Annotated in this window: 21 protein-coding genes; 3 read left to right on the forward strand and 18 right to left on the reverse strand. The window is 48.1% G+C overall.

Annotated features, from left to right (window positions below; genetic code table 11):
- The first annotated feature begins 74 nt into the window (after nt 1-74).
- Complete coding sequence (locus tag ICL80_RS00470; RefSeq protein ID WP_194214191.1) at nt 75-728, forward strand: GntR family transcriptional regulator; 654 nt, start codon at nt 75-77, stop codon at nt 726-728.
- A 6-nt stretch (nt 729-734) separates the two neighbouring features.
- Here the strand turns inward: ICL80_RS00470 and ICL80_RS00475 are convergent, their stop codons facing one another.
- The 13 genes from ICL80_RS00475 to ICL80_RS00535 all read right to left on the reverse strand — a co-directional run bounded on the left by ICL80_RS00475 (nt 735) and on the right by ICL80_RS00535 (nt 17,595).
- Nucleotides 735-1,910 carry an iron-containing alcohol dehydrogenase gene (locus ICL80_RS00475; protein ID WP_194214192.1) on the reverse strand — a complete coding sequence of 392 codons (1,176 nt, stop codon included), beginning with the start codon at nt 1,908-1,910 and terminating at the stop codon, nt 735-737.
- A gap of 11 nt (nt 1,911-1,921) precedes the next feature.
- A complete protein-coding gene (locus ICL80_RS00480; RefSeq protein ID WP_228073891.1) occupies nt 1,922-3,310 on the reverse strand; it encodes an aldehyde dehydrogenase family protein in 1,389 nt (462 codons plus the stop codon).
- A gap of 94 nt (nt 3,311-3,404) precedes the next feature.
- Nucleotides 3,405-4,751, reverse strand: coding sequence for a glutamine synthetase family protein (locus tag ICL80_RS00485; RefSeq protein ID WP_194214194.1), 1,347 nt, complete (start codon nt 4,749-4,751; stop codon nt 3,405-3,407).
- 21 nt (nt 4,752-4,772) lie between these two features.
- Nucleotides 4,773-5,693, reverse strand: a complete 921-nt coding sequence (gene prpB, locus ICL80_RS00490; RefSeq protein WP_194214195.1) for a methylisocitrate lyase — start codon at nt 5,691-5,693, stop codon at nt 4,773-4,775.
- Nucleotides 5,693-7,192: an MmgE/PrpD family protein gene (locus ICL80_RS00495; RefSeq protein ID WP_194214196.1), complete on the reverse strand. Its 1,500-nt coding sequence runs from the start codon at nt 7,190-7,192 to the stop codon at nt 5,693-5,695. The genes prpB and ICL80_RS00495 overlap by 1 nt, the downstream gene beginning before the upstream one ends.
- The gene (locus tag ICL80_RS00500; RefSeq protein WP_194214197.1) at nt 7,189-7,926 is read right to left on the reverse strand and encodes an HpcH/HpaI aldolase family protein; all 738 of its coding nucleotides are present in this window, start codon (nt 7,924-7,926) and stop codon (nt 7,189-7,191) included. The genes ICL80_RS00495 and ICL80_RS00500 overlap by 4 nt, the downstream gene beginning before the upstream one ends.
- Nucleotides 7,923-9,410: a M81 family metallopeptidase gene (locus tag ICL80_RS00505; RefSeq protein ID WP_194214198.1), complete on the reverse strand. Its 1,488-nt coding sequence runs from the start codon at nt 9,408-9,410 to the stop codon at nt 7,923-7,925. Before ICL80_RS00505 ends, ICL80_RS00500 begins: the two co-directional genes overlap by 4 nt.
- A 6-nt stretch (nt 9,411-9,416) precedes the next feature.
- The gene (locus ICL80_RS00510) at nt 9,417-10,280 is read right to left on the reverse strand and encodes a carbon-nitrogen hydrolase family protein (RefSeq protein ID WP_194214199.1); all 864 of its coding nucleotides are present in this window, start codon (nt 10,278-10,280) and stop codon (nt 9,417-9,419) included.
- A complete protein-coding gene (locus tag ICL80_RS00515; protein ID WP_194214200.1) occupies nt 10,280-11,368 on the reverse strand; it encodes an ABC transporter ATP-binding protein in 1,089 nt (362 codons plus the stop codon). The genes ICL80_RS00510 and ICL80_RS00515 overlap by 1 nt, the downstream gene beginning before the upstream one ends.
- On the reverse strand, nt 11,361-13,082 hold the full coding sequence (locus tag ICL80_RS00520) for an ABC transporter permease (RefSeq protein WP_228073697.1): 1,722 nt from the start codon (nt 13,080-13,082) through the stop codon (nt 11,361-11,363). The genes ICL80_RS00515 and ICL80_RS00520 overlap by 8 nt, the downstream gene beginning before the upstream one ends.
- A 52-nt stretch (nt 13,083-13,134) precedes the next feature.
- The gene (locus ICL80_RS00525) at nt 13,135-14,241 is read right to left on the reverse strand and encodes an ABC transporter substrate-binding protein (protein WP_194214201.1); all 1,107 of its coding nucleotides are present in this window, start codon (nt 14,239-14,241) and stop codon (nt 13,135-13,137) included.
- A gap of 92 nt (nt 14,242-14,333) precedes the next feature.
- The gene (locus ICL80_RS00530) at nt 14,334-15,371 is read right to left on the reverse strand and encodes a PepSY-associated TM helix domain-containing protein (protein ID WP_194214202.1); all 1,038 of its coding nucleotides are present in this window, start codon (nt 15,369-15,371) and stop codon (nt 14,334-14,336) included.
- 91 nt (nt 15,372-15,462) lie between these two features.
- The gene (locus tag ICL80_RS00535; RefSeq protein WP_194214203.1) at nt 15,463-17,595 is read right to left on the reverse strand and encodes a TonB-dependent receptor; all 2,133 of its coding nucleotides are present in this window, start codon (nt 17,593-17,595) and stop codon (nt 15,463-15,465) included.
- A gap of 339 nt (nt 17,596-17,934) precedes the next feature.
- Between ICL80_RS00535 and ICL80_RS00540 the strand changes: the two genes are divergently transcribed.
- Complete coding sequence (locus ICL80_RS00540; RefSeq protein WP_194214204.1) at nt 17,935-18,780, forward strand: alpha/beta hydrolase; 846 nt, start codon at nt 17,935-17,937, stop codon at nt 18,778-18,780.
- Nucleotides 18,781-18,960: 180 nt separating this feature from the next.
- On the opposite strand, the gene ICL80_RS00545 is transcribed toward ICL80_RS00540, so the two are convergent.
- Nucleotides 18,961-19,833, reverse strand: coding sequence for a bifunctional 5,10-methylenetetrahydrofolate dehydrogenase/5,10-methenyltetrahydrofolate cyclohydrolase (locus ICL80_RS00545; protein WP_228073699.1), 873 nt, complete (start codon nt 19,831-19,833; stop codon nt 18,961-18,963).
- 22 nt (nt 19,834-19,855) lie between these two features.
- A complete protein-coding gene (purU, locus tag ICL80_RS00550) occupies nt 19,856-20,716 on the reverse strand; it encodes a formyltetrahydrofolate deformylase (RefSeq protein WP_228073701.1) in 861 nt (286 codons plus the stop codon).
- Nucleotides 20,717-20,959: 243 nt separating this feature from the next.
- Between purU and ICL80_RS00555 the strand changes: the two genes are divergently transcribed.
- The gene (locus ICL80_RS00555) at nt 20,960-21,565 is read left to right on the forward strand and encodes a TetR/AcrR family transcriptional regulator (RefSeq protein ID WP_194214205.1); all 606 of its coding nucleotides are present in this window, start codon (nt 20,960-20,962) and stop codon (nt 21,563-21,565) included.
- A gap of 20 nt (nt 21,566-21,585) precedes the next feature.
- On the opposite strand, the gene ICL80_RS00560 is transcribed toward ICL80_RS00555, so the two are convergent.
- From ICL80_RS00560 to ICL80_RS00570, 3 genes are read right to left on the reverse strand one after another with little or no spacing between them, the layout of a single operon-like run.
- Nucleotides 21,586-22,125, reverse strand: coding sequence for an aminomethyltransferase family protein (locus ICL80_RS00560; RefSeq protein ID WP_194214206.1), 540 nt, complete (start codon nt 22,123-22,125; stop codon nt 21,586-21,588).
- A gap of 40 nt (nt 22,126-22,165) precedes the next feature.
- On the reverse strand, nt 22,166-25,144 hold the full coding sequence (locus ICL80_RS00565; protein ID WP_194214207.1) for a sarcosine oxidase subunit alpha family protein: 2,979 nt from the start codon (nt 25,142-25,144) through the stop codon (nt 22,166-22,168).
- Nucleotides 25,141-25,458 (reverse strand): sarcosine oxidase subunit delta, encoded by a 318-nt coding sequence (locus ICL80_RS00570; protein ID WP_194214208.1) that lies wholly within the window; start codon nt 25,456-25,458, stop codon nt 25,141-25,143. The genes ICL80_RS00565 and ICL80_RS00570 overlap by 4 nt, the downstream gene beginning before the upstream one ends.

The following is a 25,458-nucleotide window of genomic DNA, read 5'->3' on the forward strand; positions in this document are numbered from 1 at the left end:
TGGCATTATAAACCTTTAGATGCTATGTAAGTATAGTCGATCAAATTAGTATTAAATATTGGCTACTATATATTATGACCAGAAAAAAAACAAGTGAAAGCATAGAGATGAGTGTGTCTGAGCGCCTTCAGGCAGACATTTTTAATGAATATTTTCGCCCAGGAGAATGGCTAAAGCAGGCAGATATTGAAGATCGCTACGCAGCAAACAGGTTTGAGGTTCGTATGGCGCTATCAACTCTTGCTGCCAAACACCTGATTGATCACATCCCAAACAAAGGCTACCGGGTTATTAACCCGTCTGACAGGCAACGTGCGGAACTTTATGAGGTACGTACTATTCTTGAAACTGCGGCAGGAAAACTTGCCGCACAAAAATGTACAGATGAGGACATAGCCGAGCTGAGCCTGTTGGTTGATGAATTTGATCAAGCTATAGACACAAAAGGCAGGGCAGAACTTGTTCGCCTTAATCTCGAGTTTCATAACCGCTTTTATGCGGTTGGTGGAAACCAGCTACTTATATCTCAAATTCTCGAACTGAGGGAACGCGGCATTCCGGGAAGACGCGGTAGCTGGGAAACAGTTGCGGGTATGCGTGCCAGTAGCGAAGATCATAGACAAATGGTTGAAATGCTTAGCAAGCGCGATGCTGACGGCCTAAGTTACACAATATACAGACACTTGAACCGCTGGCGTGAATTTTCAACACCAACGGACAAGGCATAAAACGGTTTACAGATCACCTAATATTGCACATGAGTAGATTTTTTGTACGGTATCTATGTTCAGGGGTTTTGGGTTACCGGCCATTGAGGGGTCGAGTGTTGCAGCGAGGGCGAGGTCTGGTATGTCTGCATCCTTGATGCCGAGGGATTTAGCATCGTGGGGTATGCCAAGGCTTTCGCGGAAGGCGAGCACCCAGTCGAGCACCTCATTGAAGCCATTTTGGCCGAGGTCGAGATAGGCGGCGAGCCGTTCCATCTTTGCAGCGATCAGGGGGCGGTTCTCCTGCATCACATAGGGTAGGAAGATCGCATTGGTCAGACCGTGATGGGCGTTGTAGACGGCACCAACCGGATGGCTGAGCGCATGTACAGCCCCTAACCCTTTCTGGAAGGCGGTAGCCCCCATGCTGGCCGCTGTCAGCATATGGGTGCGCGCTGTAACATTGGTGCCTTCTCTGTAGGCGACCGGCAACCAGTCTTTAATCAGGCGCATGCCCTCTAGCGCAATACCATCTGCCATCGGGTGATAGGACGGCGCACAGAAAGCCTCAAAACAGTGGGTGAAGGCATCAACCCCGGTCGCTGCCGTCAGGTGAGCGGGAAGCCCCACCGTCAGCACCGGATCACTGATCACCGCAACAGGCATCATCTTCGGGTGGAAGATGATCTTCTTCTCATGGGTGGCGGTGAAGGTAATGACCGAAGCCCTGCCTACCTCTGAACCGGTCCCCGCAGTGGTGGGAACCGCAATCACCGGTGCAATCCTGTTGGCATCCGCCCGTAGCCAGTTATCGCCGACATCCTCAAAGTCAGCAAGCGGCCGGCCCTGCCCCGCCAACAGCGCAATCGCTTTCCCGGCATCAAGCCCGCTCCCGCCGCCAAGTGCGATCACACCGTCATAGTCACCGTCCCTGTATAGGTCTGTGCCCTCGGTGATAGAGGCATCGGTCGGGTTGCTGGGCACATTGCTATATAGGCCAGCCTTCAGCCCAGCCTCTGTCAGCAGTTCCATAATCTGGGCCGTGAACGGCAGGCTGGCTGCACCCGTATCTGTTACCACCAGGGGGCGGCTCATACCGTGTTCTGTGCAGATCGCCGCAATCTCCTGAATGCGCCCTGCACCTAAATGCATGCGGGTTGGGTAGTTCCAGTTCGCCGTAAGGCTGGGGGATGATGGTACCATGGGATCTCTCTTTATGAACGGTCAATAATGTTGAAGGATTTGGCGCGGGTCAGCGCATCATAGCCGTAGCGCGACAGCGTACAGCCCCGGCCAGAGTGTTTTACCCCGGTCCAGGCAAGTGCTGGCTCAAGCGCATCACAGCGGTTAAGATACACCGTCCCGGTATTTACCTGGTCAGCAAGGGCTAGCCCTGTGGCTGTGTCTTCCGTCCAGAGGCTGGCGGTCAAGCCGTACGGGCTGTCGTTGATACGGCTAATGGCTTCCCCGTCTGACTGTACCGCCATAATCCCGACACAAGGCCCAAAGGTCTCCTCGCGCATAAAGGCCATGGTGTGATCAACCTTCACTAGCACCTGCGGTGCCACATAGGCAGTGCCCGCTTTTGCTGCCGGGAACAGGTTTTCAGGGATCAATGCTTCAGCACCCGCCGCGCAGGCTGCCCCAATCTCGGCCCGTATCCGCTCTGCCGCCTGAACACTCACCACCGGCCCCAGCGTTGTTGCAGGGTCTTGCGGATCGCCAAGCCTGTAGGTTTGCACAAGCGCTGCATAGGCTGCGATAAACTGGTCATACACAGCCTCTGCCACATAAATGCGCTCAATCCCGCAGCAGGACTGGCCGCTGTTGAACAAGGCCCCGTCCACAAGGTTTGCGACCGCGTTATCAATATCAGCGTCCGCCCGTACATAGGCTGCGTCCTTGCCGCCAAGCTCAAGCCCCACAGGCAGGAACCGGCCAGCCGCCGCTTTCTCAACCGCGGTACCCCCGGCAACAGACCCGGTAAAGCCAACATAGTGGATCGAGGCGGTTTCAATAAGCTTCAGGGTCGTATCTGCACTCAGGTGTAAAGACTGGAACACCCCCTCCGGCACCCCGGCCGCCTTAAAGGCTTCTGCAAAATGCTCACCAATGGTCGGGGTTTGTGGTGATGGCTTCAGGATCACCGCATTGCCTGCCGCCAGTGCCGGGATAATACTGTTCACCGCTGTCAGATACGGATAGTTCCACGGTGTGATCGCCAGCACCGTACCGTGCGGTTGCCGGCGGATAAAATAGCGCCTGCCATCAGGGGCTGCTTCCTCGCGGTCAGCCAGCGCTTCTGCCGCCAGCGCCAGCATATGGCGCGCCCGGTAGGCCATGCCGTCAATCTCGCCCGCACTCTGGCTGATGGGCCGCCCCATATGCAGGGTAATCTCAGCGGCGAGCACGGCCTTGCGCTCCACCATAGAGGCAATAGCCGCTTCCAGCACCGCAACCCGGTCAGCAACAGGCACAGCGTGCCACAAGGTCTGTGCCCTTAGTGCCGCAGCGACAGCACTAAGGGCCGCATTCATATCAGCGAAGGGCCGTTCAATAACAATACGGCCATCAAGGGGGGAAACTGTTTTTACACTGTCCATCACATCTGTTCTCTTGGTTCTAGCCGGTGTTCGGCTTTAGGGGTGTTCCCCGCCGTTTCCCCTTCAGAAAGGCGGCGGGGTATAGGGGGAAGCGCTAGATGATTTCAAAATAGCGCTTCAGTTCCCAGTCGGTCACATGTTTGCGGAACTCGCGTTCTTCCCATTCCCGGGTCGCGGCAAAATGTTCGACAAATGCGTCACCAAATGCCTCGCGGGCTGCTGTACTTGCCCTTAAGCGCTGTGCTGCATCCCACAAGGTGGTTGGCAGGCTATAGCTATCCGGCATCTGGACATCATAGGCATTGCCCCGGATCTCTGTACCCGGCTCTATCTTGTTCCTGATACCCCATAAGCCTGAGGCAATCGCCGCCGCCAGGGCCAGATAGGGGTTCGCATCTGCCGCTGATATCCGGTATTCTATCCGCTGGCTTTTGCTCGAGCCTGGGATAACCCTCAGCGCGCAGGTTCTGTTCTCAACACCCCATGTGGCAGCGGTTGGTGCCCATGCCCCCGGTATCAACCGGGTGAAAGAATTAATCGTCGGCGAGATCATTGCCAGCACCTCCGGCATCAGCGCCTGCTGGCCGCCCAAAAAGTAGCGCATCTCCTCGCTCATCCGGTGCTCACCCTTCTCATCATAAAAAGCCGAGGCACCGTCTTTCCAAAGCGACAGGTGCATATGACCGCTCTGGCCCGGCCATTCCTGTGTACATTTGGCCATGAAAGTTGCCATCTTGCCGTGCTGGCGGGCAACAACCTTGGTAAAGGTTCTGAACAGGGCTGCTTTATCCGCCGCCGCCAAGCAATCATCAACCGCAATAGCGGCTTCCAGCACTCCCGGTCCGGTCTCTTCGTGCAGGCCCTCAAGCGGGATATCAAGCCCGGTACAGGCATCCAGGATCGCCTGATAAAACGGCGCATGTTCAGAGCTTCTCAGAACAGAATAGCCAAAGGTGCCCGGGGCCAGATGCTTCAGGTTTCGGAAGCCTTTCTCCCGCGCGCTCTCCGGGGTTTCTTCAAAAACAAAAAACTCATACTCAATCCCGGCCTTGACGCTGTAACCAAGCGATGCCGCATCTGCCAGAACACGCCGCAGCACACCCCGTGGGCACAAGGCCTCCGCCGCACCCGTGAACTCACACAGAAAAAACGGCTGATCATTCTCAAACGGCAATAACCGGCCACTCTCCTCTATAACCCGTACCGCCGCATCAGGATACCCCGTGTGCCACCCCGTATAGCTCACATTGTCATACAGCTTGTCGTTCGAATCCCAGCCCAAAACAACGTCGCAAAATGCAAAACCCCCCTCAAGCGCCGATAAAAACTTGCTCCCGGACATATACTTCCCGCGAACAATGCCGTCCATATCAACAACACCAACCTTAATATACTCGTCCGCGCCACCCTCAAGACGCGCCCTCAAACCATCCATATCCATCTCACTTCTCCTCCTGTAACTTTATGAAAGTACCAAGGATGTTTCCCCGCCAACCTTGAAGTTTGTAATAGTTTTGTCGTACGTGCCGTATGCCGGATAATTTAAAAGCGTATATAAATCGCTTCTGTGTTGCATTTCTTCTAGCAGGCTTACCTGCGTACCCTCTGCCAAAATAGCGTCCAGCCCGGCTTCCATAGCTTTCATGGCAAGTCGCAGCATGGTAACCGGATAAAGAACAGCATTATAGCCAAGGCTTTCAAGTGCGGCCTTTGATAGTAACTTTGTCTTTCCAAACTCTGTCATATTGGCAATAAGCGGTACATCAACGGCTTTTCTAAAAGCCTCAAAATCATGCTCGTCAATTAAAGCATCCGGGAAAATTGCCTCTGCACCGGCATCAACATATGCTTTTGCCCGATCGATTGCCGCATCAAGTCCCTCAACTCCGCGTGCGTCAGTCCGCGCTATCAGAGTGAAGGTATTATAACGGCGGCTCAAATGCGCAGCCCTGATTTTAAGCTGCATATCCTTTATGGAAACAAGACTTTTATTGTCAAGATGCCCACATCTTTTGGGCATAAGCTGGTCTTCAATATGACAGGCAGAAATACCTGCATCTTCGAGCGCATTGATTGTGCGCCCAACGTTAGATGGCTCACCAAAGCCTGTATCTGCATCAAGAAGCGATGGCAGGTTTGTTGCCTGAGAAATCTGCCTGCCTCTATCTGTTACTTCAGTCGCCGTGGTAAGGCCTATATCAGGCAAGCCAAGGTCTGCCGACAAAACTGCACCAGAAATATAAAAACCCTGAAAACCTTTTTGCTCGATGAGCTTTGCACACAAAGGGGAGATAGCGCCAGGCAACTGCAAAAGGCTGCTGTCAAACAGGCTTGCGCGAAACTGATGTCGCTTTTCATCTGGTGATTTATGAACCCCCAACATTAAAAAATTCCTTTAAGATCAGACTGCTCAAGTGCTTGAGCATCAGCGGGAAGCAAATATGACAGACTAGCAATGTCCAGTTCTTCAAGATGCGCGGCATACCAGAGAAAGTCTTGTTGCGATTTTACTGTTACTAGGCCTTCGGTAAGCAGTGTGAATTTTGCGATATAATTTTCACGCACAAATGGATGCTTCCCATGTGGATGGGCATCCGCTACTGACAACTCTTCTTCAATAATAACACCGTCTTTAAGCCTTATTATGACCCTGCCCCCAAAAGCTTTATCAGCGGGGTTTTCAGCATGATAGCGCCTAGTCCATAGGCTATCTTCTTCTGTACGTACACAATGCCACAAACGGATAGTTTCTGGCGAAATATGCCGTGCAGGTGGGTAGGACTTAATATGGTGCCACGTACCATCTTCCAGAGCGACAGCAAAAATATACATGATGGAGTGATCAAGTGTTTCCCGGCTAGCAAGAGGGTCCATTTTTTCTGGATCAGCAGCGCCTGTACCAATCACATTATGGGTATGGTGGCTGGTATAGATAACAACCTCTTCAACATCAGATAAATTGGTGATTTTTTGCCGCATGGAAAATGCCAAATCAAGAAGCGCCTGACTTTGATACTCTGCCGAATAAGCTTTTGTATAGGTTTCCATAATCGCTCTAAGAGACTGACCTTTTTCCGGCAAAGACACAGTGTAGATAGCGTCTGGCCCGTCCAGCATATAAGCGATAAAGCTGTCTTCCCCTTCATAGATGGGGCTTGGGGCCTTTTCGCCGCGCATGGCACGATCAACAGCTTCAATGGCTAGCTTGCCTGCATGTGCGGGGGCAAATGCTTTCCAGCTTGAAATCATACCCTTACGAGATTGCCGTGTTGTGCAGCACACATGAAGTGTCTGCTGCACGGCCTGATAAATAGTTTCCTGATCAAGTTCCAATAAAGCACCAAGCCCAACTGCAATTGCAGGCCCTAAATGGGCAATATGATCAATCTTGTGTTTGTGCAGACATATGGCTTTTACAAGCGCAACATGAACTTCATATGAGACAGCAATGGCCTTCATCAAATCACTACCTGACCGCCCGCATTGTTGGGCTACTGCCAGCAAGGCTGGAATACAATCTGCCGGGTGTGCATAGTCTGCTGCTAAAAATGTATCGTGATAATCAAGTTCCCGAACAGCCACCCCGTTTGCCCATGCAGCCCATTCAGCATCAACACGGACATCAGAGCCACAACCCAGCAAGCCTGCACCGTTAGCGCGGGGGTGAGCAAGAGCTTGTGCTCGAGCAGCCACGACAGGCGGCCTATTAAGAGATGCAATGCCAACCGCTGTATTATCAATGAGCCGATTAATCACCATTTCTCTAACATCCGCATCTAGCTTTGGCACATCTACGCCAAGAGCAGCCATCTTCCACGCAAGCTGTTCCTGTTTTTCAAGAGGGCGTGTTGATGGCCAAACAGTGACCGTATGCAATTTCATATATATTCCCCTGAAAGGCTCTGGCGTGCAGCACTTAAACTTGTTTCAAGGCCCATCTTCAAAGACCCCATTTCGTCAGCAACAACCACAATATCTGCGCCAAGCTGTACCGCATATACTTGCTCCTTTGCACTCCATGCAGGCCAAACAAAGAGCTTGCCTTCCTGTTTCGCAGCCTGTGCAATTTTTGCGATGTCCGCAAAATCCTGATCTGATTGCATGTATGCACCACGCCCCAATGAAAGCGCCAAGTCAGTTGGACCAACAAACAGGCCATCCACTGTTGCCAATCCTGCAATCGCTTCTACGTCAGCAAGCGCCCCTGCCGTTTCGATCATGACCAAGCATTTTGTCTCAGTATTTTGACTATGGTAGAAATCTGCATCTGCACGTGCATAATTAAAAACCCGACCACCAGAGGCACCTCTTTTGCCAAGCACAGGATATTTTGCATAAGCAGAAACTCTTTTTGCATGAGCAAAATCCTGCACTTGAGGAATAACAATGCCGTCAGCACCTCTATCTAAACTTTCCATCACAAATCTGGCTTCAGGGGCAGCTGTTTTAAGAAAAGGGCTAATACCGTGTGCTTTTGTTAAACCAACCAATGCTTCAAGCGCGCTTGGGTCCATAATACCATGTTCAAGATCAAAAACAGCGAGATCAATGTCCATAGTGCTTGCCATCTCAACCATGGCAACATTTGTAGTTGTTAACCAGATCGCTTTTTTCATGATGCACCTTTACTGATTTTATTACGGCCAGCGATACGTGTATTAGGGCTGATATTTTTGTAAGTTATTGTTGTAAGGTCTGCGGTATTAGCGCCCGGGCTGATCACGGTGATGATGGCACTTGCGAGAGCGCCAAAGTCGGCCCGGTAATGGACCGAGCTTTTAAGGGCGAGAACCCTTGCGTCAGCGGGTTCTACTCCCAGATGCCGGAACATGGCCTGATCTGCTGCCTGCTGCCGTGTGCTGGACAGCACAATCTGAACTGTGCCACAAGTGAGCAAGGCCGTGGGCCCAAGGCTAAACCTGCAGCCCAGATAAAAAGGCCCGGTACCGGTAAAAGAACCATCCCCAAGGGCTGTAACCGTCGCCTGTAGCTTTAAGGGTGTTTCACCAAACCCGTGCTGTGCGCCGATACTGACATCAAGGCTAGACCCTACACCAGCCGCATGAGCCTGTGCGCAGGTTTGAGCATCTGCGACAACACCCACGACTGTACCCGGTATCGCGGCTTCAATAAGGGCTTTGAGAAGGCCGACAGTATCGCCTGTGCCACCACAGCCGGGGTTATCCTGTGTATCGATCAGAAGCACTGGCCCTTTGGGGTTCGCTGCAAGCTGCTGCCTGCAAGCGCTTATTGCCGCGTCCGGTGTCAGGAGCTTTTCCCGAAAGCGCCCTTCAAGCTGCAGCATAGCCTGATATAACTGTTTGCCGCTGGCAGCGGCACAAGGGCCATAGCTGATAATGCTAGGCCCACACTCTGCAACATCGGCAAGGGGAAAACCGGTTGCCAGTTCAACACTACCACCCCAGCGCTCAATCTCCTCGATCTGGCGGATGATCTCTGCCATTGGGCTATCGAGGGTGGACTGTGTGCCCATGGGTAACAGGAAAGGAAGCTGCTTCAAGCTGCTTTCCTGCCTGCCTGACAAAAGCAGGCGCTTGAGACGCAGCCCAGCGCGCCCGCCTGTCTCTGCCATATCTACATGGGGGTATGTTCGATACACAACAAGCGCATCTGTAGCCTCTACCATTTGGGGGGAAACATTGGCATGCATATCAAGGCTGGCAACGATAAGCACTTTAGGTCCAACCAGCACCCGCACCCGGCGCAGCAGGTCACCATCTGCGTCTGGTGTACCGGTTGCCACCATAGCACCGTGCAGGTCAAGATACACCGCATCCACCGGCCCTGCAGCTTTGAGACGGGAGAGGATTTCCTCTGTGATCGTCGCATAGGCGGCGGCTGCAACCGGCCCTGACGGTCCTGCTGAACACCACACGCCCGGTACCAGGTCCCAGCCTTCAGCCTCGGCAACGGCAATGAACCCTGCAACCGGCAGATTAATACCTCGCGTTCCCGTAATAACACCCGTACCCTGCAGCAACCCCGGCCACGCATCCGCTGCCTCAAAGGCACCGTATAACGTCTCAGTCCCTAAAAACGTGTTCGTCTCATGCTGAATGCCCGACACATATACTCGCATCTTATCCTACCTGCTGGCCTGAGGAGTAGCAGGCCGGCCTATAGCTGGTGCTTCAAAATCCCTATCGTGGTTCAAGCTCATGATCCGTGACCGCGCAGCTGCTACAGCCTCTAAATCCAGTGTTGCGGTAATCACGCCTGCCTCTGTCACGGCCTCGGCCAAAATCTCGCCCCAAGGAGCTATAATAAGTGAGTGTCCATAGCTTTGACGCGCACCGTAAGGATTACCATACTGGGCAGGAGCGATGACAAAACACCCAGTTTCAATAGCTCGGGCACGCAGTAAAGTGTTCCAGTGCCCAGCTTCACCTGTAGCTTGCATGAAGGCCGCTGGCACACTGAGAAGAGTAGCGCCTGCCTTAGCAAGCGAGCGATACAAATATGGAAACCGGACATCGTAGCAAATGCTCATACCCAAAAAGCCCCACGGCAAGGCTGCTAAGCAGGCCTTTTCTCCAGGCTTATAAAGAGCGGACTCATTGCTGCCACGCACCCCATCCACATTGGCATCAAACATATGAATTTTATCGTATGTGGCAACAAGCTGCCCGGCAGGCCCAACGACCGACGACCTGTTCACCATATTGTTATTACAATCTCTCATGGTGAGAGAGCCAATAAGCAACCAGACACCATGATGCTTAGCTTTAGTGACTAAATGCTGAAAAGCCCTATGCTCTGAGGCTGGTTTAGCATGGGCTTTCATTGCCTCTTTATCACCGCTTAAAAACTCGCACGCTTCTGGCAAGGCAATAAATTCTGCCCCCTTGCTAACCGCCTCAGCGATCAGCAGATCAATTTCTTTCAAGTTTGCAGTCAGGTTATCTGTCGCACAGTTTTGCACACAGGCAACATTTAGGGTTGCAGACATCAAACACCTATCTCTACCGGGAACGAAATACAGTGTGCCGATGAAAAGCTAATCTGAATTTCCGCCACATCCAGATTAGCTTCTGTTTCCATACGGATCTCACCTGCGTCAATGGCAAGCATATATTGGAAACGAGCACCAAGGTAATCACGGTCTTTAATTGAAACATTCAGGAGATTATCATGCTCAGGCTTTCCTGAAGCTGACACTACATGGATATTCTCAGGTCGGAGTGCTACTTGCACTTTTTGCCCTTTTTTCAGTGGCTTGCGGGCAATTGTTTTAATAACCTGCCCCCCATTAAGCGTGACAGATACATTTGTTCCCTCACACGCCTGTACAACACCCTCAAGAAAATTACTGGCACCAATGAAGTCTGCTACAAAGGGGCTTGCCGGGTTTTTATATATCTCTTCTGGTGTTCCAATCTGGATAAGGTTGCCACCCTGCATAACCGCAATCCGGTCACTGAGAGACAAGGCCTCCACCTGATCATGGGTCACATAGATTGTTGTAAACCCAAGCCTGTTTTGCAACTCTTTCAACCAGTGCCGAGCCTTAATACGCAGTTTGGCATCAAGGTTAGAAAGAGGTTCATCGAGCAGCATAAGCCGGGGTTCATAGACAAGGGTTCGAGCCAGAGCCACACGCTGTTGCTGACCACCAGAAAGTTCATGCGGAAACCGGTCTACGTAGTCTTGCATTTCCACGAGGTCGAGGGCCTCCATGATGCGCTTCTTACGTTCGTTCGAAGGGACATTCCTAATTTCCAGCGGGAATGCCAAATTTTTACCCACTGACATATGCGGCCACAGTGCATAAGACTGAAAAACCAACCCGCAGTTTCTTTTCTCAGGCTCTACAAGCACGTTGCTTGCGCTATCGTAAAAGACCTCATCATCCACACTGATCTTGCCTGATGTTGGCGTATCGAGGCCTGCTACTGCAAAAAGTGTCGTTGATTTTCCACAACCTGATGGACCAAGAAGGGTAAGGAACTCCCCATCCTGAACTGTGATGCTCACATTATCAACGGCTTTTACATCGCCAAAATGTTTACACAGATTTTCAATAACGAGCTTACCCATAAGCTTTCACTCCCAACATTTTGCGGGCAAAGGTTACAAACCCAATTGTAATTATTATTTGAAGAACCGCGAGCGCCGAGACCGGCCCCGTGTCACCGTTAACCCAGAATTGCAACATAGTTGTTCCGATGATTTCACTGCCTGAAGAGAACAGGAATGCAGCTGACGCATATTCCTTGAGGAAGGAAAGGAACAACATAACATAGGCACCAAACAGAGCTGGCTTTAAGAGAGGCAACACAACTTTTCTTACTGTGGTCCACCAATCAGCACCAATACTGCGTGCACTTTGGTCCAGATCTTTTGAAAGCTGCATCAAAGCAGGCGATATGGCCCCAAAAGCGGTTGGTATTGTCCGCATGGTAAAGGCAAGTATCAAAATCCAGATTGTCCCGTGCAATGGATCGAGGAACGGGAACAACAGCATACCCCAAAAGAAACCAATCCCTGCAACAATACCAGGAACAGCCCTTGGATAAAGGGCCACAAACTCGAGACCTTTTCTAAACTTGAAACCAGAACGGTGAATAACAACCGTCAATAGCCCAACAAATAGGACTGCAATTGCAGCACCTACCGAAGCAACGATCAAACTATTGCTGATGGAACGTTTGTAAGCGTCATATTCAAATATGAGAGCAAAATTATCAGTCGTGAGTAATTCCCAAGGCGAAAGCAGTGGTGTTAGAAATGTTGTAACCGACCTAAGACCAAGCCCCCCAACTGTGACAAACAGCGTGAAGAAGAAATAAACACACAGCACACCCGCCACTACATATTTGTATTTGCCCAGATTGAAGAGCTTCGGACGCGTTGCCTTGCCTTTTACTGTTACAAACCGACCCGCATTTTTTAGGAGTTTGTTTTGGAAAAAAATAAGAATGCTAATAAGAACCAGCAGGAAAAAAGCCGCTGCACCAATCAATCCATAATCGGGGCTAGAACCACTATATCCTTCAAGATACAGAAAGGTTGTAAAAAAGTCTTTTCCAACAGGTGAGCCAAGAATAAGCGGCACAGATAGCATTTCAAGGCAACCGATGAAGTTTAACATGGCTGAATAAATAATTGCGGGTCGCATTAGAGGGATTGTGACCCGCCTAAGAACCGTGAAAGGTCCTGCTCCAATTGTTCGTGCAGCGTCTTCAAGCGAGGCATCAGCACGTGCAACAGAAGAGGCGCAAAAAAGGTGAACCATTGGGGCCTGAGCCGCGCCCGCAACCAGTGCCATACCTGCGATTGAATAAAGATTCCAAGGATCTGTGCCAATCAGGCCTTTCACAAGAAGGGTTACATATCCAGATGGCCCATACATAATGAACCACCCAAATGCGAGCACCAGATGCGAAATATACATAGGCCACAAAACAACTTCACCAAAAACACGCTTAAACGGCAGGTTGGTTCTGCCAATAAAGACAGCTGTAGTGATGCCCACTATACCCGCAATGATAGTCGTAACTGTTGACAACAGCACAGAGTTCCATAGGGCTTCGTAAAACTTGGGGTTGGAAAATAGCCTAGTAAAATTGGCAAACGTAAATACAGCTGCATCATCATAGATCGGCTTGCTTAAAAGAGATTGATACAATATCGGTATCAGAGGCATTGCCACGAGAATAACGGTCACAGCAGCTACAGAATACTGGATTGCTTTAGCACGCGAAATTAAGGCAGCATTTGAGCCCCCCGCGTCAAGAGCAGGCATTGTCATTTTATGTCTCCCAACCAGCCCTTAACGGGCTGGTAAATAGTAATTAAGACAATTAATCTTTGATACGATACGCTTGTTTCCAGCGCGCTAAAAACTCATCACGGTGCTCATAAGCCTCTGGGTCATACGTTACATGGATAATGTTTTCTTCGCCAATCGCATCCACAATGTCCTGATACGAAACATAAGGCACTTCCCCATGCTTAATATCTGCCCTATAGGGTGTCAGTCCGCCCTTACCCACAGCAATTTGGCCTTCATGCGACAAAATATAGTCTAGGAGCAACTTCGAGGAGTTCGGGCTTTTTGCAGCCTTGGTTACACCCATACCCCGATGAAATACCGGCGTACCGTCTTTTTCAAAGCTCCAACCCATAATTTTGTTGCGGCCAGACTGGTCCATACGAGGAAAAACGGTAATTCCAGATACAAAATACCCCATTATATACTCGCCGCTCGTCACTTTTTCGACCATAACCGCACCGCCGGATTCAGACTGTGTTACATCGCCCAAAGCATCCATGGTATTCCAAGCATTTGCACCCAAACTTTTCACGGTAGCCCAGTGAATATCATACGCAAAAGAGTGCTTTAGTGCATTATAGGTAGTTACTTTATTGCGGAATTTTTCTGGGTTTTCTTTACCCATTTCTATAATGTCAGCCAGGCTTTCAGGCGCATCACCTTTCAGCAACAATTTATTATACACAATTACCATTGGATCTGCTGAAATTGTATAAAGCCCATCCTCTGGCATGCTCCAGGCTGGAAGGCTGCCTTTTTCTGGAGAACTATATGGCAATAACTCACCCTTATGGGCAAACCGTTCCCACCCATCAGGGGCACCTGTCACAATCATGTCGGCAGTATTTTTTCCTACTGAAACCTCGGAATAATAGCGCTCAAAAACAGTGGAAGGCCCGAGATCAATACTTTCAATCTTAATCCAAGGATACATTGCATTAAAGCCCTCAATAATGAAGCGCCAGTTATATTCAGCAACATTGGAATATACCAAGATTCCGTCTTCTTTTTTAGAAGCCTCTACCCGAGCTTCATAAGCCTCATCGCCAGCAAAGCTAGCAGGCGCAACACCTGACAACAAAGACAAACAGCAAACACCTACAGACAAATAACGCGTCACATACTTAGATTTCATTTCCCTCAACTCCTATGCAATTTTGTACCCGATAAAATAGTAGCCAATTTATGCTTCTTAAGCAAGGCTTTTGTAGAATTAGGATTAACCCATTATATTATGGTCTTATTTTTGCGATTTTCCCTGATGCGCCATAGTATAAACCCAGAAAAAACTAACATCATTAGCCCTGCCCCGAGAATCAGCAGGACAAAGCGCCCCGCGCTTCCAAGAGCCAAAGAACTATGAAGAGGATAAAACCAGGCAAAAAACTTCTGATCGGAGGGAACAGACACAGAATAAACAGTTTTCTCGATCCGTCCTGATAACATGTCCACCATTATGCGGTCGACAGCCCCCGGCCACGCAGGATCACTAGCATTAATCATGAAAACTGCCTGCCCTGTACTCCAGTTAAAGCGTACTTCTTTTATAGTCTGTGCGCGGGACGCCTCGTTATAAATCGGATCCAAAGGCATATATTCAGGAGACTCAATAGCCTGCTCAGTAGCGGAACCCGACAGATAGAAGCCCCTAATGGTCATGCCTGCACCACTAACAGCAAGTATAACAAGAATTGGAGCCAGAATAACCCCTACAACACGGTGAATATCATACCACTTACGCATAGGTGGTGCGCTTAAATCTATTGCAAGTTTCTGGCGCTTCCTAAGGAGCCACCAGAAATAAACACCAGAAACAGACATAAAAAGCAGCATAATGCCCAGCGCTGCATTTATGTATGCTCCCGTATCCCCCAACAGCAGATCTTCATGAAAACGAAACACCCAAAACATTAACCCTTTTGAAGCCTTTAAAGGCGCCATCACTGCGCCTGTTTCCGGATCAAGAGACAGGAAGATATATTCCTGTGTATCAGGCATATAAAGCCGTACAGTTGCAGCGTGGCCGGTGTCAGCCGGAAGCTGAAGTCTGGAAACAACTGCGTTAGGCATAACAGTCTCAACGCCCGCCAGCATCTTATCTAAACTAACACCAGAATACTGGCGATTTAGTTTCAAATCTTCCCCGGCAATAAAGTTTTCTATTGGGGAACGATATAGCAAAAGCATGCCAGAAATCGTTTGACCAACCAAGAATACCATAAAAGCCAAACCCAGCCATTTATGTATATCTTTCAAGGTCTTCATAAACACCACACCTTTCAGTTTGAAAAAGAAGCCTGCCTTTGCATACAAAGGCAGGCAAGGGGATGCCTTGAGGAAACAAGGGGGATAGTTCTTAATATTCTATGCGGTACTTGATCGTGCCTGTCGCACCTGGTGCCTTAGAATAACGATCATTTTGCTGCATAGCCTCAGAAAGGTGCGTGAAATAATCAGTATTAAGTGCATTGTTTACACCAATAGTAAGTGTACCCGGTCCAACCTGACCAGTCAGGCTAACATCCATTACAAACCAGCTGTTTATAACACCTTCATAAAAAGCTGTACTGCCAGGAAACTTGTCACGCACACCGGAATAAAGGCCTTGAGCCCGCACACGCCAGCTATCAGCAAAATCATGCTCAACATAGGCCGTTATTTTTCTAGGCGGGATACGGCGATGTTGAATCCATCTCTCGTATTCACCGTCTAAATCACGGTCTTCCTTGCCTTCAAGCCACGTGTAGCTACCCCCAACACGCCATGTGTCAGACAGATCAGCATCAAACGTAAATTCAATACCATAAATCTTATCAGCCGTACGGGATTCAAGTACGTTCCCAGACGGGTTATTCGGGTCAGGGTTTAATGTCAGAGCATTTGTTGATGTTGTATAGAAAACAGAAAGTTCTGTAGAAACCGCGCCATAATGTGTTCTGACACCACCTTCATAACTATCAATAAGGTTTGGCTCAGGGTTCAGAATAACAACATTTACATCAACAGGATATGACCGCAGTACCCTGGCGACACTTGCCACCTCAAACCCTTGAGAGTAGCCGCCAAACAGACTAACTGAATCTGAAATGGCATATGATAAACCCACATTTACAGGAGTCGCAGAATAACCCAGTGTACCACCTGTAATTTCAGCCAGAGTAAGCAAAGAGGTGAAATCTTCGATTTCAAGATCAGCTTTTTCGTACCGCACACCAGCCGTCAGCGTTAGCTTATCGAAAAGTGGCATAAATAACTGACCAAAAACCGCCCGACTCTTTAGAACCTGTGTTGGCGCAAATTGACGACCATCAACAAGGCCCGTTACTGTATCATCATGTAGGTAGTCAGCACCCCACAACAGTTCTGCACCTTCAGACAAGAAATCAAGCGGGGTTCTCATATCTAAACGGAACCCGTACTTTTCTGATTCAGTATCAGATTGCCCTGAGGGTTTACTTGTAAGCGGAAAGCGGTTTGCTGAATAGTCAAACACACTTTTAGAACGCTGGTAATAACCCTGAAGTGTTAGGCTCGTTCCAACAATATCAGCATGGGAATATGTTAAAGTACCCACAAGATTATCATGGTACTGGTCAGCTTCATCAGTGTCTGTTGCATCTTTTGGTGTAGCAGTAGCCTTCACTCCATTAGCCACACTGCCGGCCAAAAGCTTATAATCCGTATCCTGCTTTTGACGATACTTATTTATACTGGCTTCAATACGCTGATTTTCAGCAAAATCGAACCCAACCTTACCATAAAAGCTATAAATACCAGAGTCAGCCAGTCCGCTTGCACCATTCGGAATAGGCGCAATCCTATCGCCGTCAGCATCAAAGAAGCCACCAACTTTTTCATAGTAACCTGCAGCAATATAATCAACTTTATCACCGCCACCACTGATGGACTGACGAATAGATGGGCGGAATCCATTGCCAATATCGGTTAGGGAAAACTGGGTTCCCACTTCCGTTGAGAATGTCGTATCATCCTTTGTGCCAGACTTGGTAATGTAATTGATAAACCCAGCCCCAGCACTATTACCATAAAGCGCAGAGGAGCCCCTCACAACTTCAATACGCTTAATAATAGAGGGATCAATCAGGCGTAGTTCACGCCCCACATCATTCAACGTCGGCGTAATAGGCACGCCGTCAATGAAAAATACGGGCTTCCGGCCCCGCAAGCTTGTTGTAAAATTTGCAGGCGATGCAGAGCTGGTCCCCATACCTGGCACAAGCTGACCTAAAATTGCCTCAAGATCAGATGTAACGGCAAGCTGCTTACCCAGCTCCTCTTCACCGATCAGCGTTACAGAACCCGGCATGGATTCAATAGACGATGGCAATCTGGAGCCTGTTACAACAATCTCCTCGAACATACCGTCTTTTTTACGGGTATCAGCAGACTGGGCGTTCACTGCACCTGCTATTAACATGGCACCAGCTGACACTGATAAATACCAGATACCTTTCAATTGAACTTTCATCGTATTCTCCCTGAGTAATTCAGTTATAGCACCAAAGTGCTTATGGTTGGTTATCACAACACACAAATATAGTAGCCAATTTAATATATAAATCAAGCTACTATTTATTTTTATATAAAATCGTATTATTTTAATTTTTTTATTTTATAAAACAATAACTTAAAATTAAGAAATCACCCTGAGTGCGCTTAAATCAGAAGGAAAGGTGGGAGAATTTTATAAATAAAATGCTAAATTTCATCATTTTTCTTGATTTATAATCATATATTGGCGACTATATAATTATTGAAGGATGTTCGTTACATCCAGACTTAAGAAAAATAATAAGGAGCCCTGTTTGTGGCAACGTTACCCAAGAGTTCAGTTCAGCCTCTATCGTCATATTATCTGGACGATTCAACTACAATTGCCTGCCAGGCAGATCAACGGTTTTCTTATTGCACTTATACGCCTAAAAGCTGGAGTCCCGAAACAGCCTCAGAGTTTAGATTGCTCGTTGTTGTACATGGTAGTGACCGTGCACATCATGCTATTCGCAAGCAATTTGTTGCCGTGGCAGAGGAACAAAAACTGATTGTACTTTCTCCTTTATTCCCCACAGGGGTCGGGGACCCATCAGATACTGACAATTATAAATATATAATTTTCCAGAACCTGCGCTTTGACCAAATTTTATTGAGCATGGTTGATGAGGTCATAAAGCGCTATGATATGCCTTCAGCCAATTTTGCCCTTTTTGGATTTTCGGGCGGAGCACACTTTGCTCACAGGTTCTTTTATCTGCATCCGGAAAGGCTATTAGCCTTATCTGTGGCATCGCCAGGGTCTGTAACACGTATTGATGACACCCATGATTGGTGGGTTGGCACTAAAGATTTTGCCTCCATATTTGGGGCGCCAATTGATCTCGCCACCTTACAAAAAGTAGCAACCCAATTGGTTGTAGGCGAAAGCGATATTGATACAAAACATATAACCCACTGCCCCTCGAGCCCACATTGGATTAAAGGCGCGAATGATGCAGGCAAAAACCGTGTTGAGCGGTTAAAAGCGCTTCATAAAAACTGGCAAGAAAATGGCTTGAAATCAGAACTAACAATTTTGCCAAAAGTAGCACATACCCTACAGCCGCTTGCACAGTGCGCTGCTGATTTTTTCAAGAAAATCTTAAGTAACTCTGACTGAAAAACATCTCGGTGCACCATTCTAAACTCAAAGAAGGCGCTCTTGCTTTCTCATTTCCCCTGCCTTCACCTATTAAGGCAGGGTCATGCAAAAAGTTTATGGTTTTTGAAGTTATTAGTAGCTGACAACGAAACTACCGAAACATCGTGTAGCATTTCAAAAATGGCACCAAATTGGACACTAACCATAAATTTGATTTACGGCAGCCGCATATGTATTTTGCAATAAGGATACAATTGTCATAGGCCCAACACCGCCTGGAACAGGGGTGATGGCGCCCGCTACAGACGAAACCCCCACATAATCCACATCACCAACAATGCAGGAACCGCCCTCAGGGTTATTGATACGGTTAATCCCTACATCAATAACGGTTGCACCTTCCTTAACCCAGTCAGCTTTTACAAGACCCGGCACACCAACTGCAACAACCAGGATATCTGCTTTCCGACACAGGGTTGGCAAATCTTGCGTTTTTGAATGCGCCATAATAACCGTGGCTTTTTCCTGTAACAGCAGCTGAGCCATAGGTTTTCCAACAATATTCGAACACCCGATCACTATCGCCAAGAGCCCAGTGAGATCTTGCCCTCTATGATTTTTTACAAGTGTAACACAACCCCTTGGGGTGCAAGGCACCAGAGCAGAGTTAACGCCTGAAAAAAGCCGACCTGAATTTACAGGATGAAATCCATCCACATCTTTACGAGGATCAATCGCTTCAATAATTTGAGCCGTATCAATATGCTTTGGCAAAGGAAGCTGCACCAATATACCATGGACATTTGGGTCGGCGTTCAGGAGGCTAATTTCCTTTAGAAGCTGCTTTTTACTAGTTGTCTCCGGCAGTGTAATTTCTTTACTTAACATACCGGTAGCAACAGCTTGTCTTTTCTTGCGGCTAACATATATTTTACTGGCAGGGTCCTCCCCTACCAGAACAACAGCAAGACAGGGGGTTATATTATGTTCTGCTTTTAATTTTGATACATCCTTGGTAACCTGTTCGCTAATCTTCTGCGCCAAGGTTTTACCATCAAGCACTATAGTCACGTGTCATCCCCACTACTCATACCTAATTGAAAACAATCGTTTTATTGCCATTTAGAAACAAGCGGTGTTCCGCGTGCCATTTTATCGCGCGCGCCAGAACAGAGGCCTCCACTTCACGGCCCAATTCAACCATCTCTTCCGCTGATGCCGCATGGGTAATGCGCCTAACATCCTGTTCAATGATTGGGCCCTCATCCAGGTCTTCTGTTACATAGTGGGCAGTTGCACCTATCAATTTTACCCCCCGTGTAAAGGCTTGGTGATATGGTTTAGCACCCTTAAAGCTTGGCAAAAATGAATGGTGAATATTAATACACTTGCCACTGATTTTTTTTGTGAATTCATCAGAAAGAATTTGCATATAGCGGGCAAGAACAGTGAGCTCTGCCCCACTTTCAGAGATAAGGCGCCAAAACTCTGCCTCCTGATCGGCTTTTGTTTCCTTGGTGATTGGCAGGTAATGATAAGGCACGCCGTACCAGTCAGCCAGCCCCTTCAGATCGGGGTGATTAGATACAATACCAACAATATCAATGGGCAAATATCCAATTTTCCATTTATGGAACAAGTCATTGAGACAATGATCAAACTTGGAAACGGCGATCAAGACCCGCATTTTATTGGCAACAGCATGAATCTCCCATGTCAGGGAAAGCTGCTCAGAAATAGATTTTAAGCCACACTCTATTTCGGGCAGGCTTTCATCTTTTGCTGCAATTTGCATTCGTATAAAAAACACATCTGTTTCTTTATCACCAAAGACAGAAGCTTCACGGATATCACAGCCGCATTCTAACAAAAAAGGAGTTATTTTTGCCAATATTCCCGGCTTATCTGGGCACTTCAGTGTAATAACAAATTCTGACATCTGCGGGCGATACATGATACATAGCTCCGTTTAATCTTGAAAATTACTCTCTTAATTATACATATATGTATATATTGAATCACCCAACGTCAAGCGTGGAAATATGCACTTAGAAGATAAAATGATAGCGCCGCACAAGGTTCGGTGTGGCAACCCCCCTGCACCTTGGTAGAAAATTATATGGTTTTACGTCTCACTGAACATCAGGCTGATTGACAACACCACAGTCTTGCTTAATATCACTCTGGGAGTTAACTTATGGTCAACACTACAAAAATCCCAGCCAAGCAGTGGTTGGAAACAGCAAAAAATGCCCTCATTAATGAAGGCATTGCAGGGGTGAGGGTCGATAGACTTGCCAAAACACTAGGCGTCACCCGTGGAGGATTTTACCACAACTTCAAAAATCGTGAAGATCTCCTAGATCAGCTACTTAACCTGTGGGCAACAAACAATAAATTCATACCCGATACAAACCTGCCCAGCACCCCCGAAGAAGCTGTCGCATATCTCAATCTTATGCTTGATTGGCTGATTTCGGAAGAAAGCTTTTCACCTACTTTTGATCTCGCCATCAGGGAATGGGCACGGGTTGACACAAAAGCCGACAAATTCCTGAGCAAAATAGATCAAGAACGCCTCAACAATCTTGCCAACGTATTTATGACTATAGGCTGTGAAAAAGGCGAGGCGCAAACCCGAGCCAAGGTTTTTTACTATCACCAGATTGGCTATTATTCGATGGGCCACCATGTTACGCAAGATAAAAATGAGCGGCGCCTTGAAGCCCCCATCTACTTACGTATTCTATGCGGTCAGCGCTATCAAGATGCGAACGACAAACTAAACCAAAAGTGGCTCTAGAATACTAGAACCACCGGCTATTACCCATCCATCCCTGACATAGTTTTCTCAAGCATACGCCAAGCATATAAAGCCACCGACTGATCAACCACAATATCAACCTCAGCTAAAGCGCCAACAACAAGCCCCGCTTTAACATCCCCCAACAAGGTCTGTACACACACAGCAGGGCCATGCCAATCATCCACAAGCCCGATAGGGCTAAGCTTTTGAATAACTGCCATAGCATCAGAACCACTAAGACGCATAAGGCTAAGCATATGATCAACCTGAAGCACCAAAGCTGTTTCCCCTGCCAATAAAAGCTGCAGCTTATCAGCCAGCGTACTCACCTTTTCTGCTTCACCAATAATAAGCCATTCCCGGTCTGACAACCAGCAAACACGCACTCCACTTTTCTCAGAGTAAGTGTTGGGTTGATCAGGCACCGCTTGACCCATACATTTGGAGATAGCTTTCTTTTCAATCTTACAGCCACGCCCGAGAGAAACTTTACAAAACCCTATACCGGGTATTTCCAGAAGTGATGTAGAACCACATGAAAATGCTTTCGCTGGCATTATAGAGTGCTCAGTTCCCAAAGGCGATCTTTTCCTAACTTCATGCATTTAACAGTTCCCCTTTAGGGTCGTATACACATGGAGAAACCAAGCGTGCCTTGCGTGATTTTCCTAAACTCCATACCTGAACCTCCTCGCCAATACGCATGGATGCACACTCCACCAGCCCCAGAGCGACAGGTCGCCCAAGTGTGGGCGACATAACACTAGAAGTTACCCATCCTTGAGTTTTTCCAGGCGCAGAAGCATGCAAACCAATAACATGGCCCCCAATATCAAGAGGTCCTTTACCATCGAGCACTTCAATACCAACAAACTGCCGACGATCACTGCTAAGGGCATTCTCTGTCATCAGTGAACGTCGACCAACAAAGTCATCAATTTTCTTTGCAATAATATTCCCAAAACCCACATCCATAGGCAGTGTTGTGCCATCGGTATCAGCCCCTACATGCAGAAACCCTTTTTCCACCCGCATAACCATCAAGGCCTCAACACCGAAGGGCGTAATCTGCTCAGGTTTACCGCCCTCAAGAAGCAGTTCCCACAGATAATGGCCATATCCCCAAGGGACAGAAACTTCGTAGGATACTTCGCCTGAAAAACTAACCCGTTGCACGCGGCATGGCATACCTTGAAGTACGCCAAGCTTTTGCGCCATATGAGGGAAATCATCCGGGGCAAAACTGATGTCACTTTCAAGGCGCGACAAAACCTGACGGGCTTTAGGTCCTGCTACCGTTATGACAGCCCAATTTGTCGTAACATTCTCCGTTACGACATCCAAATTCAGCCACTCACATTGCAGCCACTCCTGCAGCGCTTCATGTATAGCCTCAGCGTGACCGCTAGTTGTACCCACAAGATAATGATTTTCCCCAAGACATGCTAAAATACCATCATCATGAATAATTCCCTGCTCATTCAACATAAGGCCATACCGGCACTTACCCGGCTTCAGGGTTTTCATATTGTTAACATAAATGCGATTCAAAAATTCGGCCGCATCTGTGCCTACAACCTCAATTTTTCCAAGTGGTGATGCCTCAAAAATGCCAACACCATTTCTAACTGCCATGACTTCTCTTGCGATAGCCTCATCTTCACTCTCACTGCCCTGTGCATAATATACAGGACGCAACCATCTGCCATAGTCTTCAAAAACAGCACCTTGCTTAACATGGCTTTCATGCGCAGCCATTTGAGAAAGAGGATGCAGGTTTTCCCCAATCCGCATGCCCGCCATGGCACCAATAGCTACAGGATCATAAGGTGGACGAAACTTGGTTGTTCCTACCTGAGCCATGGAAACACCCATTGTTTTTTCCATAACACCAATGGCATTTACATTTGATGTCTTGCCCTGATCAGACGCCATTCCAAGGGTTGTGTAGCGCTTCACATGTTCTACAGAGCGATAGTTCTCCCTAAGTGCCAAACGGATATCACTATCAGTGACATCATGCTGAAAATCTATCCATGCCTTCGGTCTTGAACCCCGCAGGCCAGACACATCGATCTGCCGAATAGGGCACTGAGCTCCAAATTCAATGCCCCCAGCTATTGTAACCGGTGGAGGCTCTTGAGGGTCATAACCTTCCACCCTAAGAGCATCAGCTATTACACTTATAGCATTCTTGATACTTTCTGTAATATCGTACCGTCCAGCAGCTGCACCCACAGATATCTCTTTCTGTACAGAACGCACAGGCTTAAAACCTTGTATCTCTTCATCAAAAGCGAGTGAGCCACCCGATTGAGAAAATAACTGCACACACGGCGACCACCCCCCAGATGTTAGCAATACATCACAGTCCACGCGCTGAGCCGTTCCCGTCAGTGCCGCCCCGCTTTTGTCTATTTGATGCAACTCAAGTGAGTGAATACCATTTTTGCCATACGTGTTTGTCACAGCTGTAGAAAAATAAACCGGAACGCCTGAATGCACTATATCCTGCACAATCTGTGCATTGGAACCAGGCCGCAGGTCTACAATGGCTTTCACTTTTATACCCGCTTTTACATACGCAAGGGCGACCTCGTAAGCACTATCATTTGATGTGCAGAAAACAGCATTTCGCCCACATGCCACACCGTATCGCTGCAAATATGCCTGCGCTGCAGAAGAAAGCATAATTCCTGGCCTGTCGTTCCCTGGAAAGACAAGGGGCCGCTCTAGAGCACCGGTCGCCTGAACAACCTGCTTGGCCCTTATCTTCCAAAGGCGTTGCCGCACAGCTTTTTTCTGCGTGCTTTCACGAATAACTGTTTCAAGAAGCCCTATAAGCCCGTGATCATAAAACCCAAAAGCAACAGTATTATTTAACAGCCTGACATTTTCCATTGCTGCCAATTTAGCAACGATATCTTTTACCCAAACGGATGCCGGGCTACCGTTAATGCTGGTCTCATTTGAAAGAAGCATACCGCCCCATTCGCTATCAAGATCTACAAGAACCACCTTTGCACCTGAAAGCCCCGCAAAATAGGCGGAAATCAGACCTGTCAACCCACCACCAACAACCAGAAAATCAACCGCTTCATAAACGTGTTCGTATGCATTAGGGTCGACACTATCTGGGCTCTTGCCCATACCAGCAGCCCTTCTAATAGTTGGCTCGAACAAGTGCCAATCTGGCCATATGAAGGTTTTATAATAAAAACCTGCAGGCAAAAATGCCTGAAACATGCCTGTGACAGACATTAAGTCAAATTTCGCAGACGGCCATGCGTTAACAGAGCGGGCATGCAAGCCGTCATACAACTTAATTGAAGTTGCCTTAACATTAGGAACAGTTTCCGCCCCAGTTTCCAGCTGAACCAAGGCATTGGGCTCATCGATCCCTGCCGTTAAAATACCGCGAGGGCGGTGATATTTAAAACTACGTGCAACAACACTCACACCATTTGCAAGCAAAGCTGAAGCAAGCGTATCCCCTTCATAGCCAGTATGTAGCTTGCCATCAAAACGGAAGCTTATTTTCTTGCCTGCAGGTAAAGAAACACGATAGCCACTCATTTATTTGTCTCTTTTTGTTTGCCCGTTGGTGTTAGTTTTTGCACGTCTGGTTTTGGGTCAGCCATCAAGTAAACAGATTTTATTTCGTGCGTTACTGTATCGCGCGCAACGTTAAACCATTGGCGGCACCCGTGCTTATGCACCCACCGCTCAAAGTGCAGCCCTTTGGGATTTTGACGGTAGAACAGGTATGATGCCCATTCGGCGTCGGTCACCTTATCAAACGGCTCTGGGCGCTGAATGTGACTTTCGCCGCCACAGCAAAACTCAACTTCGGCACGAGGGCCACACCACGGACAATCTATCTTTAACAT

This window comes from Kordiimonas pumila (assembly GCF_015240255.1).
GTDB classification, from domain to species: domain Bacteria; phylum Pseudomonadota; class Alphaproteobacteria; order Sphingomonadales; family Kordiimonadaceae; genus Kordiimonas; species Kordiimonas pumila.

What these genes read in the sequence shown, in the direction of transcription:
- ICL80_RS00470 (WP_194214191.1), top strand. Translation starts at nt 75, where the DNA reads ATGACCAGAAAAAAAACAAGTGAAAGCATAGAGATGAGTGTGTCTGAG.
- ICL80_RS00475 (WP_194214192.1), bottom strand. Translation starts at nt 1,910, where the DNA reads ATGGTACCATCATCCCCCAGCCTTACGGCGAACTGGAACTACCCAACC.
- ICL80_RS00480 (WP_228073891.1), bottom strand. Translation starts at nt 3,310, where the DNA reads ATGGACAGTGTAAAAACAGTTTCCCCCCTTGATGGCCGTATTGTTATT.
- ICL80_RS00485 (WP_194214194.1), bottom strand. Translation starts at nt 4,751, where the DNA reads ATGGATATGGATGGTTTGAGGGCGCGTCTTGAGGGTGGCGCGGACGAG.
- prpB (WP_194214195.1), bottom strand. Translation starts at nt 5,693, where the DNA reads ATGTTGGGGGTTCATAAATCACCAGATGAAAAGCGACATCAGTTTCGC.
- ICL80_RS00495 (WP_194214196.1), bottom strand. Translation starts at nt 7,192, where the DNA reads ATGAAATTGCATACGGTCACTGTTTGGCCATCAACACGCCCTCTTGAA.
- ICL80_RS00500 (WP_194214197.1), bottom strand. Translation starts at nt 7,926, where the DNA reads ATGAAAAAAGCGATCTGGTTAACAACTACAAATGTTGCCATGGTTGAG.
- ICL80_RS00505 (WP_194214198.1), bottom strand. Translation starts at nt 9,410, where the DNA reads ATGCGAGTATATGTGTCGGGCATTCAGCATGAGACGAACACGTTTTTA.
- ICL80_RS00510 (WP_194214199.1), bottom strand. Translation starts at nt 10,280, where the DNA reads ATGTCTGCAACCCTAAATGTTGCCTGTGTGCAAAACTGTGCGACAGAT.
- ICL80_RS00515 (WP_194214200.1), bottom strand. Translation starts at nt 11,368, where the DNA reads ATGGGTAAGCTCGTTATTGAAAATCTGTGTAAACATTTTGGCGATGTA.
- ICL80_RS00520 (WP_228073697.1), bottom strand. Translation starts at nt 13,082, where the DNA reads ATGACAATGCCTGCTCTTGACGCGGGGGGCTCAAATGCTGCCTTAATT.
- ICL80_RS00525 (WP_194214201.1), bottom strand. Translation starts at nt 14,241, where the DNA reads ATGAAATCTAAGTATGTGACGCGTTATTTGTCTGTAGGTGTTTGCTGT.
- ICL80_RS00530 (WP_194214202.1), bottom strand. Translation starts at nt 15,371, where the DNA reads ATGAAGACCTTGAAAGATATACATAAATGGCTGGGTTTGGCTTTTATG.
- ICL80_RS00535 (WP_194214203.1), bottom strand. Translation starts at nt 17,595, where the DNA reads ATGAAAGTTCAATTGAAAGGTATCTGGTATTTATCAGTGTCAGCTGGT.
- purU (WP_228073701.1), bottom strand. Translation starts at nt 20,716, where the DNA reads ATGTATCGCCCGCAGATGTCAGAATTTGTTATTACACTGAAGTGCCCA.
- ICL80_RS00555 (WP_194214205.1), top strand. Translation starts at nt 20,960, where the DNA reads ATGGTCAACACTACAAAAATCCCAGCCAAGCAGTGGTTGGAAACAGCA.
- ICL80_RS00560 (WP_194214206.1), bottom strand. Translation starts at nt 22,125, where the DNA reads ATGCCAGCGAAAGCATTTTCATGTGGTTCTACATCACTTCTGGAAATA.
- ICL80_RS00565 (WP_194214207.1), bottom strand. Translation starts at nt 25,144, where the DNA reads ATGAGTGGCTATCGTGTTTCTTTACCTGCAGGCAAGAAAATAAGCTTC.
- ICL80_RS00570 (WP_194214208.1), bottom strand. Translation starts at nt 25,458, where the DNA reads ATGTTAAAGATAGATTGTCCGTGGTGTGGCCCTCGTGCCGAAGTTGAG.